The organism is Photobacterium gaetbulicola (genome assembly GCF_003025515.1).
In the GTDB taxonomy this organism is placed as follows: Bacteria; Pseudomonadota; Gammaproteobacteria; order Enterobacterales; family Vibrionaceae; genus Photobacterium; species Photobacterium gaetbulicola.
In genome coordinates this window covers 61,156-76,599 of record NZ_PYME01000003.1, presented here as the reverse complement: position 1 = coordinate 76,599, position 15,444 = coordinate 61,156, and the positions used below count along the sequence as shown (strand labels likewise).

At 48.5% G+C, this 15,444-nt stretch carries 4 protein-coding genes; all 4 read left to right on the top strand.

From position 1 onward, the window contains the following. Positions 1-6,603 (top strand): non-ribosomal peptide synthetase, encoded by a 6,603-nt coding sequence (locus C9J03_RS03290; RefSeq protein ID WP_052829670.1) that lies wholly within the window; start codon positions 1-3, stop codon positions 6,601-6,603. Continuing rightward, positions 6,600-11,183 (top strand): non-ribosomal peptide synthetase, encoded by a 4,584-nt coding sequence (locus C9J03_RS03285; protein ID WP_044621683.1) that lies wholly within the window; start codon positions 6,600-6,602, stop codon positions 11,181-11,183. Before C9J03_RS03290 ends, C9J03_RS03285 begins: the two co-directional genes overlap by 4 nt. 441 nt (positions 11,184-11,624) lie before the next feature. After that, the gene (locus tag C9J03_RS03280) at positions 11,625-13,172 is read left to right on the top strand and encodes an HAL/PAL/TAL family ammonia-lyase (protein ID WP_044621682.1); all 1,548 of its coding nucleotides are present in this window, start codon (positions 11,625-11,627) and stop codon (positions 13,170-13,172) included. 255 nt (positions 13,173-13,427) lie between these two features. Next, positions 13,428-15,434 carry a methyl-accepting chemotaxis protein gene (locus C9J03_RS03275; protein ID WP_044621681.1) on the top strand — a complete coding sequence of 669 codons (2,007 nt, stop codon included), beginning with the start codon at positions 13,428-13,430 and terminating at the stop codon, positions 15,432-15,434. Positions 15,435-15,444 lie beyond the last annotated feature (10 nt).

Sequence of the window (15,444 nt, the reverse complement as noted above, 5' to 3'; positions counted from 1 at the left end):
ATGATTGAGCTGCTAAAAAAGTTAAGACAAGCTGGTATTTCAGCATGGCTAGAAGGGGAATCGCTGAAAGTTGCATATGAGAGTGAGCAGCCCGAGCAAGGAATGATCGATGAGCTAAAGCAGAACAGAGAAGCATTAATCTCATTTTTTATGGCTCGTCATATTGGCTCACCGGAAAGTTTCCACAGTCTCCCGGAGCTCAATCAGTTCCCGCTCTCATTCTCCCAGGAGAGAATGCTATTTGTAGAGCGTTATGAACGAAACAGTGATGTTTCCCATGTCCCGTTAATTTTTAAGCTCGACAGTCATATTCAGCTAGAGGCTTTGGATCAGGCCTTGGCTCATATGGTTGAACGCCACTCTGTTTTACGGACTGTGTATCGAACCGATGAAGAAGGCAACGACTATCAGCAGGTTGTTGCCGATTCGGTCAGTGTCAGGGAACTATCGGTTGCAAGTGAATCAGAATTGTTGACAACAATTGAAAAAGAAATCCGCCGTCCCTTTGATTTAGTCAACGAGTTACCGTTGCGGGTATGTCGTTTCCAATACGGTCAGGAGAGGTACCAACTTTTTCTCTGGCATCATATTGCGGTCGATGGCTGGTCACTGGAGATTTTCCTCAGAGAGTTGGCACATGTTTATGATTCATTGTGCCATTCAAGGGCGGTTGAGTTGCCTGAACTTGCCATTGACTACGCTGACTATTCGGTTTGGCTGCGTGATTTTGAACGACAGGCTGCATTTAGTGAGCAGATGGGCTACTGGACTGATGCCCTAGCCGGTCATGAGGTGTTGTCGCTACCGACGGATCGTCCGAGGCCCAAGCAGTTGGACTTCCGGGGCAAGGATTATGGTTTTGTTATGGACGAGGAACTGTCTACTCGGCTACGCGATCTTGCCCGAGCGCAGGAAACGACACTGTACAGCGTTTTGCTCAGTGGTTTGTTCTTCACCTTTTCTGTGCTTTCAGGTCAGCGGGATATTGTGATCGGCACACCGTCGGAAAATCGCAACCAGAGCCAGACCCAGTCGATAATGGGTTTTTTTGTTAACTCACTTCCTTTGCGGTTGGGGGTCGATCATGAGATGAACGTCGAGTCATTGATCCGCGAAACCCAACGGATTGTGGTTGAAGCCAAAGCCAATCAGGATGTGCCGTTTGAACGGCTGGTTAGTGAGCTAGGCGTTGAAAGGGATACTTCCCGGCACCCGCTCATTCAGACTATGTTCAGTGTACAGTCATTTGTTAGTGAAACCGAAGGCGGGCTGCCATTCAAGCCGTTTGATATCTCTTCAACGCTCTATGAACCTGCAAAGTTTGAGCTTACCCTGCGCATTGATGACAGCCAGGAGTGTCTGCAAGCCAACATGAACTATGCGGTTAGCCTGTTCGATGACCAAACGATTGTTCGTATGACGGACATGTATCAACGGGTGCTGGCGGCTATGGTTACCGATACCCGGCAGGTGTTATCTGAGATAGACGTTGTCGGCACAGAAGAGCGGCATACACTGCTGAAAACCTGGAATCAGACGGATGCTCCATTACAAGATAAGACGCTGCTAGAGATCTTTGAGCAGCAGGTCGAAGCTACACCAGACAGTGTTGCCCTGACATTCGAAGGCCAGCAACTGACCTACAGTGAGCTTAACTTCCTGGCTAACCAGTTAGCCAGGCAGATTCGGACTCGGCATCAACAGCACTATCGCCGTGAGCTTAAGCCGGATACGCTGATTTCGCTGTATTTTGAACGCGGGCTGGAGATGCTAGTCAGCATGTTTGCTGTGCTTAAGGCTGGTGGGGCATATGTGCCGATTTCGCCGCAATACCCCCTTGAGCGAACGTTGTTCATCTTGGAGGATACCGGTTCGGCCATCTTGCTATCGCAGCGCAGCTTATCGGGAAAACTCGAACAATATTGCCAGAGCTCTTCTGCAATGCCGCCGATCTTGCTCGCGGATGATAACAGCCTGTTCGGAGGTTGCCCGGGGCATAATCTGGATTTGCCTCGCCATCCGGCGGATTTGGCCTACGTCATCTATACCTCAGGGACGACTGGCAAGCCGAAGGGGGTCATGATAGAGGGAAGGAGCCTTGTGGCACTGCTGTCTAATGAGGAGCTTGTTCACGGTAAAACCAAAGCTGCAGTGTGGGCTAACTATGTCTTTGATGCCTCGGTATATGAAATATTCAGCTCATTGTTGTTTGGCAGTCAACTGCATATCGTGCCAGAGGAGTGCCGGCATGATCCAGACAGACTGTTCACTTGGCAGAATGATCATGAGATTGAATTCTGCTACTTGCCACCATTTTTCGTCAAGTCTTTCGCCAGTTACCTAGCGCAGGGAGGCACGACGACGATGACCCGAATTTTTACCGGTGTGGATCGCATTTACCGCAATGACGTATTGGCCCTGGAGGCTCGGGGCGTGGAACTGCTCAATGCATACGGACCTTCCGAAGCAACGGTTTGTAGTACTGCTGTGATATTTGATAGCGTCGACCATCACGGTGAGCTCTTGCCTATTGGAAAAGTACTCAACAACGAAAAATGTTACGTGTTGTCTGAGGTGGGTGCCTTAGTGCCGGTAGGTGTTACCGGTGAGCTTTGCATATCCGGAACTGGGCTTGCGCGTGGATACCTGAACCGGCCCGAATTGACGGCGGAGTGTTTTATCAATAACCCGTTTGCCGATGGAGACGAGATATATTCTCGACTCTATAAGACCGGCGATTTGGTACGCTGGCTACCGGACGGATTGCTGGAGTATGTTGGGCGTAATGATAACCAAGTGAAAATCCGCGGTTTCAGGGTTGAACTGGGGGAGATTGAAAGTACCCTGACGGCGCTTGAAGAGGTCAGTCAGGCCGTTGTTAGTACCGTCGAACATGACGGGAGCAAAACCCTCGTCGCCTATGTTGTTGCCGAAGAAGGGGTTAGCCCTAATGCTCAGACTCTGGAAACAATTTTGTTATCCAAACTGCCTGACTATATGGTGCCGGCCAGCATAACGTTTATCGACGCCCTGCCGCTGACTATCAACGGCAAGTTAGATCGCCTGGCACTACCTGCTCCTCAATTTGTTGATGCTGGAGCATATGTGGCTCCGCGTACCGCCTTTGAGGCTCGATTGTGTGAAATCTGGCAAGACGTGTTGGGGAGGGAGCGGGTTGGGATACAGGATAACTTCTTTCAAATAGGCGGTGACTCGATCTCTGCTATTCGCTTGACTGCCGTCAGCCGGCAGGTGCTTGATGTCGATATTCCGTTACCGACCCTGTTCGAACGCAAAACCATTGCAGCACTTGCTGCCGAACTGGAACATAGCGAGGCGATTGTGATCCCTCGAGCTTCAGGGCTTCAGGCTCCACTATCATTTGCCCAGGAGCGCCTGCTTTTTGTTGAGCGTTTTGAACAGGGAACCAGTACTTATCACACGCCGCTGCTGGTAAAACTAGCTTCTGATATTAACTGGCTTGCTTTGGAAACGGCGATAGAGCAACTTACCCGACGCCATTCCATATTGAGGACGGTACTTCGGACCAATGATAAGGGTGAAGATTATCAGCAGGTGCTGGAGCAGCCGCCTGCCGTAGCAGAAAGATACTTAGACTCGAAGCTGGAGCTGCCAGCTGCTGTCGAAAAAGACAGTGAACGGTTATTTAATCTTGGTGAAGAGCCTGCATTCAGGGTTCACCGCTATCTTGTTGAAGAACAGCAATTTGTATTGTTCCTCTGGCATCATATCGCTTTCGACGGTTGGTCGTTCGATATTTTTCTACGTGAACTGGGTGAATTATATCAGTCAGAGGTTGAAAAACGAGACAGCCAGTTAGCGCAGCTCGATATTCAGTATAGCGACTATGCATGCTGGCAGCGTGAGTACCTGCAGGGGCTGGTTCTTGAGCAACTACTCGCTTATTGGCGCGAACAGCTCACTGGGTATCAACCTCTTCAGCTGGTTACAGACAAGCCAAGGCCGCCTCAGGTTGATTACCGAGGAAGGGATGCTGCCTTTACATTGGATAAAGCGCTTTCCGGTCAGCTACGTAAGATTGCCAAGCAGCAAGAAACGACGTTATATACTGTCCTGTTGAGTGGTCTATATGTGACATTGTCTTTGGTTTCAGGGCAGGATGATATTGTGGTGGGTACGCCATCGGAGAACCGACACCACGGTCAGACTCAGTCGTTGATCGGGTTTTTTGTTAACTCACTGGCCCTCAGGTATAAGGTCGCGTTCGATCAGAATGTTGAAAACTTGATTGCTGATGTGCATCAGATGGTTATGCAAGCCAAGTTTCATCAGGAGCTACCGTTTGAACTCTTGGTTAATGAGCTGGATATCGAGCGGGACCCTTCTCGCAACCCGATCTTTCAAGTGATGTTCAGCGTTCAGCGCTTTGGTGATGAGGGCAGAGCGAATAAAGATTTACCTTTCTCGCCAGCACAACTTACTGATGGCGTTGAGCTACCAAGCCCAGCCAAATTCGATTTGAGCCTGTTTTTGGATGACAGTCAGCCAAACATCATCGGTAACCTTAACTACGCGCTCAGCTTGTTCGATGAAGAGACAGCTCGCCGGCTAATTGAAGTTTACCGGGAGGTACTGACGGCTTTTTCTGGTTCGCTGGTGCAGTCCGTTGCGTCGATTGATGCCGTGTCGTCAAAGCACCAGGCGCAGTTAGCAGTGCTGGGCAGCAAAACATCCATTTTCCCGCGAGAGCAGAGCTTGATCCAGTTATTTGAAGCCAGGGCGAATGAGTGTCCTGATATCCGTGCGCTGACTTTTAACGGTCAATCTATTTCATTCAGGGAGCTGAATATAGCGGTAAACCAGCTTGCTGGTCAGTTCATTGAGGCTGGTGTCGAGCCGGGCAGCCGTATCGGTATTCACCTGGAACGTTCTCCGATAATGGTTGCCGCACTTTTGGCCGTGCTCAAAGTAGGGGGATGCTATGTACCTATGGAGCCTGGCTATTCGGCTGAACGCCTGAGCTATATTGCGACTAACAGCGGCGTTGCTTTGGTGGTGACTGCTCAACCGCACCTTGATTGGCTGGCCGGACACTCGATTCGTCAATTGACGGTCAAGGAATGGGTTTCTAAAAGTAAGTGGACTGATTCCTGCTTTGTATCTCTGAGGGAGAGAGCCTCCTATCATTCGGCAGAGAGTTATATTGTTTATACCTCGGGGTCGACGGGGCAGCCCAAAGGCGTTAAAGGGACTGAGCAGGGCGTGCTGAACCGCCTGTACTGGATGTGGGAGCAGTATCCATTTGCCAAGGACGAAGTTTGCTGCGCGAAAACATCCCTGAACTTTGTCGATCATGTTTGGGAAATTTTCGGTCCACTTTTGCAGGGGGTCCCACTGTTATTGGTTGGTGATGAAACTGTCAAGGAGCCGTCACGTCTAGCTGCCACCCTAGCCGCTGGCGCTGTTACTCGTATCGTTCTGGTTCCGTCTCTACTGAAGGCCCTGTTGGCTCTGCCTGCTGACGAGTTGATGCCGCTGGAAAGGTTAAAACTCTGGACTTCGAGTGGCGAGCCCCTGTCGAATCAGGTCACGGCGGCGTTTTATGACCGTTTGCCACAAGCCACACTGCTCAATCTTTACGGTTCTTCAGAAGTCGCAGCGGATGTGAGCTGGTTTGACACTAAGCCGTATTATAACACCGGACGCCTAGCTTCTGGTAAAGGACTGGTGCCGATTGGCAGGCCGATTGCCAATACTCGGTTGTACGTACTTAACAGCCGCCAGCAGCTTGTACCGCTAGGTGGCGTCGGTGAATTGTATGTGGCAGGCGATGGCGTCTCGGCTGGGTATACCGATGATCAGCTGACAGCAGAGCGCTTTATCTCTGATCTTGTTGGGAACTTGTACCAGGGCAGTAAGGAAGCTGGGATATTGTTCCGTACTGGAGACCTGGTTCGTTGGAACGGTGAAGGTGAATTGGAGTATCTCGGCAGGAATGATTTTCAGGTCAAAATCCGTGGCCATCGAATAGAGCCGGGAGAAATAGAGCATGCACTAAATGGCAATGAAGGCATTCGGGAAGTCGCCGTCATTGCCCGAGAGCGGGATGACAATCCCTATTTGGCCGCATATTTAGTGCCTGCCTCCAACGAGAAGCTTGATATTGAAGCTATCCGTCAGTCTTTGGCATCAGTACTGCCTGCTTACATGCAACCGACCACCTACACCCTACTGGACAAGCTGCCGTTGAACAGTAACGGCAAGCTAGATAGAAGTGCATTGCCTGAACCCGAAAGAGTGGTCGACGGTAATTACATTGCACCGCGAAATGACGTGGAATCCATGTTGTGCCAGATCTGGCAAGATCTACTGGGGGTTGAGCGCGTGGGGATCAATAACCATTTCTTCCATCTTGGCGGTCATTCGCTATTGATCGCCAAATTGGTGGCCAATATCAAGTTCCGGTTTGATGTCGAGATTAGTTACAGGGAGTTGTTTGAGCGGCCTGTGCTATCTGAACAGGCTGAGCTCATTGAGCAGTATTTCTATTATAAGTTGGTCAATCAATCATCCTCGGGAACCGATGCTCAGTACGAGGTCTTTGAAGAGGTGGAACTATGATGCTGAGCCAATTGCTAAAGGAATGCCATACACGTGGTATCCGCTTTGAGCTTATCGATAATAAGGTCAAGCTAAAGGCCCCTGAGGGGACGCTGACCCCTGACCTAGTTAGTCAATTGAAAACCTATAAGGCAGAGATCCTTGCCGGCCTGCAAAAAGAAACTGCGGGTTATGAACAGCCTAATTCAGATGGTACTCCGGCTTTGTCGTATAACCAGCGTCGCTTGTGGTTTCTAGAGCAGGTAGAGGAAAGTACCAGCCAGTTTAATCTGCCCATGGCCTTGACACTGAAAGGGGAGCTAGATCAAAGTGCTCTTTACCATGCGCTGTTAACAGTGCTTGACAGACACCCTGTGTTACGCACCGTGTACCGGGATAACGACGGAGAGCCTGTACCTGTTCTTCTTCCATCAGAAGACTTTGTTATCCACGAATTGGACTATTCTGAATCGGCCAATGGGAAACGGCTGAAAAATCAGGTATCAATCGATGCATCGAGGCCGTTTGATCTGGCTGTTGACTATATGCTGCAGGTGTATCTGTACCGGTTAAGTATCGAAGAGCATGTCATCTTGTTCAATATTCACCATATCGCCTCGGACGGGTGGTCATTGACTATCTTTATCCGTGAGTTGACTGAATTATATAACGGTTATCGATTGAACCGCTCAAATATGCTCCCCTCGTTATCCCGGCATTATGGTGACTTTGCTAACTGGCAGAATAATTGGCTCAGCGGAAGCAATCTAGAGCGGCATTTGGCGTTTTGGAAACAACAGCTAAAAGGTGCCCCTCCACAGCATAACCTGCCGTTAGATCGAAGCCGTCCAGTGGCAGCCAATAACCTTGGCGATGGTTATTTAAGCGAGTTACCAGAAGCATTGGGCGAGGCCCTTGAGCAGATGGCTCAAGAGCAAGGTGTCACCATGTTTATGTTGCTGCAAACAGCATTTGCAGCCGTCATCGGGCGCTATGGGCAAAATAGTGATGTGGTCATGGGGTCGCCAATTGCAAACCGGCACCACAAAGACTTTGAAACTGTCATGGGTTACTTCGTCAATACACTGGCGCTACGGACTTGTTGGGAGGGGAATCCGTCTTTTGCTCGCTTGCTGGCGGATAACAAGCGTAGCCTGATTGATGCATTTGAATATCAAAGTGTTCCCTATGAACTGCTGCTGGATGAGCTCAAGGTCGAGCGAAATTTAAGCCATAATGCGTTGTTCCAGATCTTGTTCGTGCTGCAGAACAACGAAAGGGCCGATGATGCCCGCTTTGAGGGCATTTTGGCGTCGGATTTCCCGTTAAGCCATGGCGCGAGCCAGTTTGACTTCACATTGTCCGTCTACCAGGCGGAAGGGAAATATATACTGGATTGGCATTATGCCAGTGAGTTGTTTGATCATTCGACGATTTCCCGGTTATCAGAAAGCTACGAGCTTCTGCTAGCACAAATTGTCCAGAATATAGATATCAATCTCGGTGATATCGATCTTGTACCGGAAAAGCAAAAACAGTTATTGTTCGAGCAGGCCAGACATGAGGATACGCAAGATTTCACTAGCACAGGTATAAGTGTTTGTGACCTGATAGAGCGCTGGGCGGTATCCACGCCAGAGGCTGTGGCAGTTCAGCATGGTCGGCAGGTTATGACTTATGACGAACTTGTTAGTCGGGCAAACCAACTGGCAGGGTGGCTGAGATTACAGCATATCGGGAAAGGGAGCCTGGTAGCAATCAGCTTGCCTCGTTCACTGGATATGTCGGTGGCCATTCTGGCAGTGATAAAGAGCGGTGCCGCCTACCTGCCGATCGACCCGGCATTGCCGGTATCTCGCCAGCAGTATTTGCTGGAAGATAGCCAGACTGACATGTTGTTGTGCTGGGAAAGTACTTTGATACCATGTTCTGGCTACTTACTACTTGATCTAGCAAGTACTAAAGAAATGCTTCAGGGGCAGCCGAGTGAGGTCTCGCCTGCTGAAATATCCGAAGCGGACTTCGCCTACGTCAATTATACTTCCGGGACCACGGGCAAGCCCAAAGGAGTAAGGATAAGTCACGGAAATTTAATAAGCTATTGCCTTGCGGCACAGCATCACTATCAGGTCATGCCTGAGGACCGTATCTTGCAGACCTCGTCATTTAGCTTTGATGCCTGCGTCGAGGAGCATTTCATGGCATTGGTTCATGGTGCAGCCGTAGTGTATAGGGACGATTTGGTGTTGGCAGATTGGCAGCATTTCAATGAGTTTGTTGATCAATATCGTATTACTATTGCCGGCTTACCGACGGCGGTGTGGAATAGTTTAAGCGCTGATATTAGTGATAGCAGCATTGCGGTTAGTAACTCCTTACGCCTGATTATCCTTGGGGGGGAAGCCCTGACAGCCAGTCGGCTGTCACACTGGAAAAAATACATTGGAGAATCCATCCAATTGCTGAATACCTATGGTCCAACGGAGACAACCATCATTGCGACGGCCTATGACACCAAAAACTGGCTGGAAGGCACGGCGGTTCCAATTGGACAGCCACTGGGAAGCCACCGGTGCTATATATTGGATAGCGAACGCAGACTGGTTCCTCAGGGAGCGGTTGGAGAGTTATGCATTGCAGGTCCGGCAGTAAGTCCTGGATATATCAATAATGCAGGTAGCACTGAAGCATTCATTAATTGCGAGATATTGCCGGGTTTGGCAGAGCGACTATATTGCACTGGCGATAAAGCCCGATTGCTCGATAGCGGTGATATTGAATATTGGGGCAGGGTAGATGATCAAATTAAAATCCGGGGTTTTAGAATTGAACCGTCTGAAATTGAGGCGGTTATTCTTCAGCATCCGGGCGTTGTCCAAACGCGGGTGCTGGCCAATGATTATCCGGGTAGTGGAAAACTCTTGTTTGCATATATCGTTCTTGAACCAAGGCTCAGCAATAAGAGTGAACAAGTCAAGCAGGATTTGTGGCAACAAATAAAGTCAGAATTACCGGACTATATGCAGCCAGCACAGTTACTATTCATTGACAGTATTCCTCTTACAGTCCTTGGAAAGTTGGATAAGAGCAAATTGCCCGAACCTGATTTCCAGCATACCTCGGAAAAAGTAATTACAGCGCCTAAAAATGACATAGAGCAGCTAATGCTCGAAATATGGCAATCTTTGCTCAAGGTTGACCGTATTAGTACCGATAGCAGTTTTTTTGAGCTTGGAGGACATTCTCTCCTTGGGGTCAAACTTATTGCCAGAATAAAAGATCAACTTTCAGTCGAGCTATCAATTCGAGATTTATTTGAATCGCCTACGATTCAGGGTTTGGCGCTTCGGCTGGAGAGAAACACCAGTGAGCAGGAACAGCGCTGGCTAGATTTCGACCAAGAGATACACTTGGTTACCACCTCTTCGCCACCGTTGCATCTTGAGGATATTTCAGAAAGGCTGGAGCAGTTAAATAGGCATTTCGACAACAAAAAAATAATTCGCGTGTTGCTGACCGGGGGGACGGGCTTTGTCGGTGCGTTTATTTTAGATGAGCTGTTAAGCCATAACCCGGGTCTTAAGGTTTACTGTTTGGTCAGGGCGCCAGATGCGAAGCAAGGGTTTAATAGGCTTGTGGAAAATATGGCTAGTTACGGCTTATGGCAGACCGATTTCCACCACCGTATTGTGGCTATTCCGGCTGATCTTTGTGAGCCGGATCTGGGGCTGGATAAAGGACAGTGGGATGCCCTGGCAACGGGAACCGAATGGATTATTCATAATGGTGCACAAGTAAACCACATCATGCCGTATTCTGAGCTCAAACAGGCCAATGTTGACAGTACGCAGTCGCTGTTGCGTTTGGCCTCCCAGTCAAAGGTTAAGTTGTTTAGCTATATTTCGACGACAGGAATATTTATGCCGACGGAGCAACCGAGGTTGATAACAGAGTGCGAACCTATTGGTGATGAAAAACATACTAAAGACTTTGGTTATAGAGCCAGCAAGTGGGTTGCAGAAGGGCTGGTGGATCATGCCAGAAAGCAAGGTTTGCCTTGTCATATATTTCGCTTGGGGCGGGTGGCGGCTGATAGTAAAACTGGAGCATGTTCGCAAAATGATGTTGTTGCCCGTTATATTAAGAGTTGTATAGATTTAGGAGGGTATCCGCAGGATGAAACCAATGAGCGGATGATTCCAGTTAATCTTGCGGCGAAGGCAATTATTTCATTGAGTATGTTGCTGAGCAGAAAACCACAAAACTTTCACTTGATAGGGAGGCATACCTTGGGCTGGAACGAAATACTCAGCTATAGCCCAAACAGGTTACATACTTATCCTTTTGATAACTGGATTGAACGAGTTGAGTCAAGGACAAAAAGTGATAACCCGTTACCTATTTCGCCATATTTGCTGATCCTTAAGCAAGTTGCTAAGTCACTTCGTTCGATAAAGAAAGTTCCTGAAACGTATTTCGATATTTGTCAGGATTATACAGAGACGATAATGGCAGAGAAAGGGGTGCACTTTTCGGTGCTGGGTGAAGCCTACTGCAAACAGTACTTATCGAAGCTAGAGGTGGATTTTAAACAGGGATGAAGGTAGAGGCGTTATTTTTCTGATGCCAGAAATAAGAGAATGAGAAAATATATTATCTCTATGCAACTATCTCTTTTTATTTAACTTGATGGTAATGTCACACTACTGCGTTCAAGATTAATCCGTCTATAGATATAGGCGGGTTAATTGCATTGCGATGGTTATATATTTTATTGTGGCTTTTCTTTTAGCGTTTGTTTTTATAGTTTTTTATTGGTGGCGATATGAGTTTTTGCTTAAATTTGCAACTCTATTTTTCATGTTTTAGATATATGTCGAAAATTAAATCTTATAGTTGAATTGTTATATGTAATTAAAGAGATATGACTCGGAAATTAGCTCGCAGAAGTTATACCAATATTTAAACAGCAAGTAGAATATGAATATGGTCAATAGTGATATTGATACCTCTTTTTTTAAATGGTTATATGGAATAGCAACATGACAGAAAATATTCGAGACTCTATATGTTTCGGTGCAGGACGTCTGACAATCGAGGACGTTACAGACATCGCTGGTGGCGCTTCAGTAAGGTTAAATGATACCGCTGAATTTACGAGTAAAATTCAACGTGGAACGGCTTTTCTCGAGCGATTACTAGAAGATGAGGGAGTGATATACGGAGTAACGACAGGCTATGGCGATTCCTGTACTGTTGCGATTCCAACGGAGCTTGTCGATGAATTACCACTGCACCTTACCCGTTTTCATGGTTGTGGGTTGGGTGATAACTTGGATCACCAACAAGCACGTGCTGTGTTGGCGACTCGTTTGTGTTCGCTGTCTCAGGGCGTGTCAGGGGTGAGTTTAGAGCTTTTGCAGCAAATCGTTACCTTAATCAATCATGATATTGCTCCACGCATACCACAGGAAGGCTCTGTCGGGGCGAGTGGTGATCTTACCCCTCTATCTTATTTGGCCGCCTCACTTATTGGCGAGCGGGAAGTGATCTATAAAGGGGAAATCAAGCCAACAGCAGATGTATACAGCCAGCTCGGTATCTCGCCGATTAAACTTAAACCCAAAGAGGGGCTAGCTTTGATGAATGGCACTTCAGTCATGACAGCACTAGCTTGCCTTGCATTTAAACGCGCAGAATACTTGGCGCAAATCTCTACCAGGATCACGGCCATGGTTTCTGTTGCCATGCAGGGCAATGACTTCCATTTTGACAAAGCCTTGTTTGCCGTTAAACCTCACCCTGGTCAGCAGCAAATTGCAAGCTGGCTGCGTGATGATTTACAGGCTAATCGTCCTCCACGCAATAGCGATCGCCTTCAAGACCGCTATTCTTTGCGGTGTGCTCCTCATGTTATTGGCACGTTGCAGGATTCCCTCCCTTGGCTTCGTCAACTGATTGAAAATGAGCTCAACAGCGCTAACGACAATCCAATTATTGATGGCGACAATGAGTGCGTGCTGCATGGTGGCCATTTCTATGGAGGACACATAGCTCTTGCGATGGATACGCTAAAGACTGTTATTGCTAACATAGCTGATCTACTTGATAGACAAATGGCTCAGCTGATGGACTACAAGTTTAATAATGGGCTTCCGTTCAACCTAACAGGGTCAACAGGAAGTCGTAAGCCGATCAACCATGGCTTCAAAGCGGTACAAATTGGTATATCAGCGTGGACAGCAGAAGCGCTAAAGCACACTATGCCTGCCAGTGTCTTCTCGCGATCAACCGAGTGCCATAACCAGGATAAAGTCAGTATGGGGACCATCGCTTCCCGAGACTGTCTTCGAGTACTTGAGCTGACTGAACAAGTAGCCTCAGCATCGTTGCTGGCAGCAACACAAGCAATAGAGCTTCGGAAGCGACAAGGGGAGCTCGAACAAGATCAAATTAGTCCTGCCTTGCAGGCAATGGTCAAGTCAGTTCGTAAGGATTTTGAAGTTGTCAATGAAGATCGGCCATTAGAGCAAGAACTCCGCTTATTTGTTGGCAAAATACAGCAGCAGAACTGGAAAATGTATAACTAGATAAGTGTTATACGATTTTGCTATTCATTGAAGCTAATAAAGCATCGGGCAGAGATGCTCGATGTGTTGTGGGGGGGGAGGATTGTCTATCGATTTGTGCAGATGATATGAAATGGAGACGATATTTCAGTGCAATAGGTGGTGTGTGGTTATTACTTTGATGACAAAGTAATCGTGATAGGGTTACCGGATATTTTGATGTCTTTTTGCTAATGTAAATATGTAAAAGGAATTGCATATATCAAGAGGTTAACCATGATCAGTCCGCTCAAGTCCTTGACCATACGCCAAACCTTGCTCATTACCTTCATTATTCCCACTTTTTTGCTGGTGTCGGTGATAGGGTGGCAAACTCACCAGTTAATGGATGAACGTACGCAAGCTGATGTTGCTCAAGAAACGGTTGCGTTATTCCATTTATACGATGAGGTTGCCCACCAGTTTGCGGTTGAACGAGGTTTAACCGCAGGGGTGATCGGAGCCAAAGGGCAGGGGCCACAGGTGGAGGCTTTGAGGCAGCAAAGAATCCAGGCAGACAAGGCTTATCAGGCATTGTTGGCTTTTGCACCATTGCATCTTAGCCGTCAGTCTGTCGACCCGTTATTGGCGGCGGTTCGTTCTGAGCTGGATAAACGGCAAGGGATCCGCCAACAGGTCGACAGTCTACGTTTGGTTGACTCACCGTTTGCGTATTACTCCAATGTGAACCGCCTGGCCTTGGATAACCTCTCGATATTGTTGGCCCAAATCAGTAATGCGGACCTCAAGCAGGAGCTGCAAGGCTTGCTGCAGTTGCTTGTTACCAAAGAGCAGGCGGGGATGGCTCGTGGGGCGCTCAACGGGGTGTTTGCCAGCAAGCAGTCTAGCCTCGATCGGTATGCGCAAATTCAGGAGTATATCAATGATGAGGCCTATGCGATTCGGCAGGCCGGTTTACTGCTCAGTGGTCAACATCGACAGCAACTCGAAGCCATTATGCGTTCATCGACTTGGCAGCAGGTGATGGCGATCCAGCAGCAATTTCTTGCTCAGAAAGCGTCATTGTCAGCAGTAGAAGGACCGGCGGCACCGAGTTGGTTTGGGCTGGCTACCGACAGAATTGCCCTGGTCAAAGGTTTGCGAGACCAGATGACCGCTGAGTTAACGGCCGCGGTAAAGTTTGAACAACAACAGGTCTCGAATCAGCTGTGGTTTTTTGCCGGCATTATTATGTTGGTCGTTGTACCGCTGATAGTGTTTACCATTGTGTCGCTAAAACGCTTAACTCGTCGGGTCTCCGCCTTTTCAGACAAGCTATCGACGATGGCTGCGAGTAAAGATCTGACGATTCGCTTGGCTGATAGCAGCGACGATGAAATTGGCGAAATTGGCAAAAAGCTCGATAGGTTATCGGAGAGCGTTTGCGATACCCTCAACAAGGCTCACGGTGTGGCTAACCAAACCCAACAAGAAATGGCGGAGATGGTGAAGTTGATTGCGCTGGCCAGAACGGACAGTCAGCAAACCCATACACGTTGTGACAGTATCGCGACGGCCATGACCGAAATGGCACAAACCAGTGAGCAAGTGGCGGGAATCACCAACGAGGCGCAGCGCAGTACCGAATTGGCCCGTGAGAGTGCCGAGTCAAGCTATGCCCAAAGTGAGCAGTCGCAGCAGACGACGGCGCGTCTGCTGGACAGTGTCAATGAAACCTATCTGTGCATTGAAAATCTCGAGCAGCAAATGGCTGGGGTGACGGTTATCCTCGATACTATCAACGCCATTTCTGAGCAAACTAATCTGTTAGCCTTGAATGCAGCGATAGAGGCGGCAAGGGCCGGCGAGCAAGGGCGGGGCTTTGCCGTCGTTGCTGACGAGGTGAGAACCTTGGCTCAGCGCAGCAAAAAGTCTACCGAAGATATTCGTCTGTTACTTGATGGCATCACGCAAAATGCCAAAGACTCCTATACCAATATGCAGCAAAGCCGAGAGGCGACAGTGGAAACTCAAGATGTGGTGTTCGAAGCCAAATCCTTGGTCGAAGGGCTGATCGGCAGCGTGAATGAAATCGCCGAGTTCAATACGGGTATCGCCACGGCGGCTAGCCAGCAATCTCAAACCGCGCAGAGTGTCGATGCCGATGTTGATGGTTTGCTCGAGCTTGCCGGGAATACCATGCAGGCGATTGCCGATATCCATGACGAGATGGACTTGATCAGGCAGCGCATGGGTGAACTGTCATCCGAAGTCGACAAGTTCCATATCCGTACCACAGGCTAGTCACGATGAG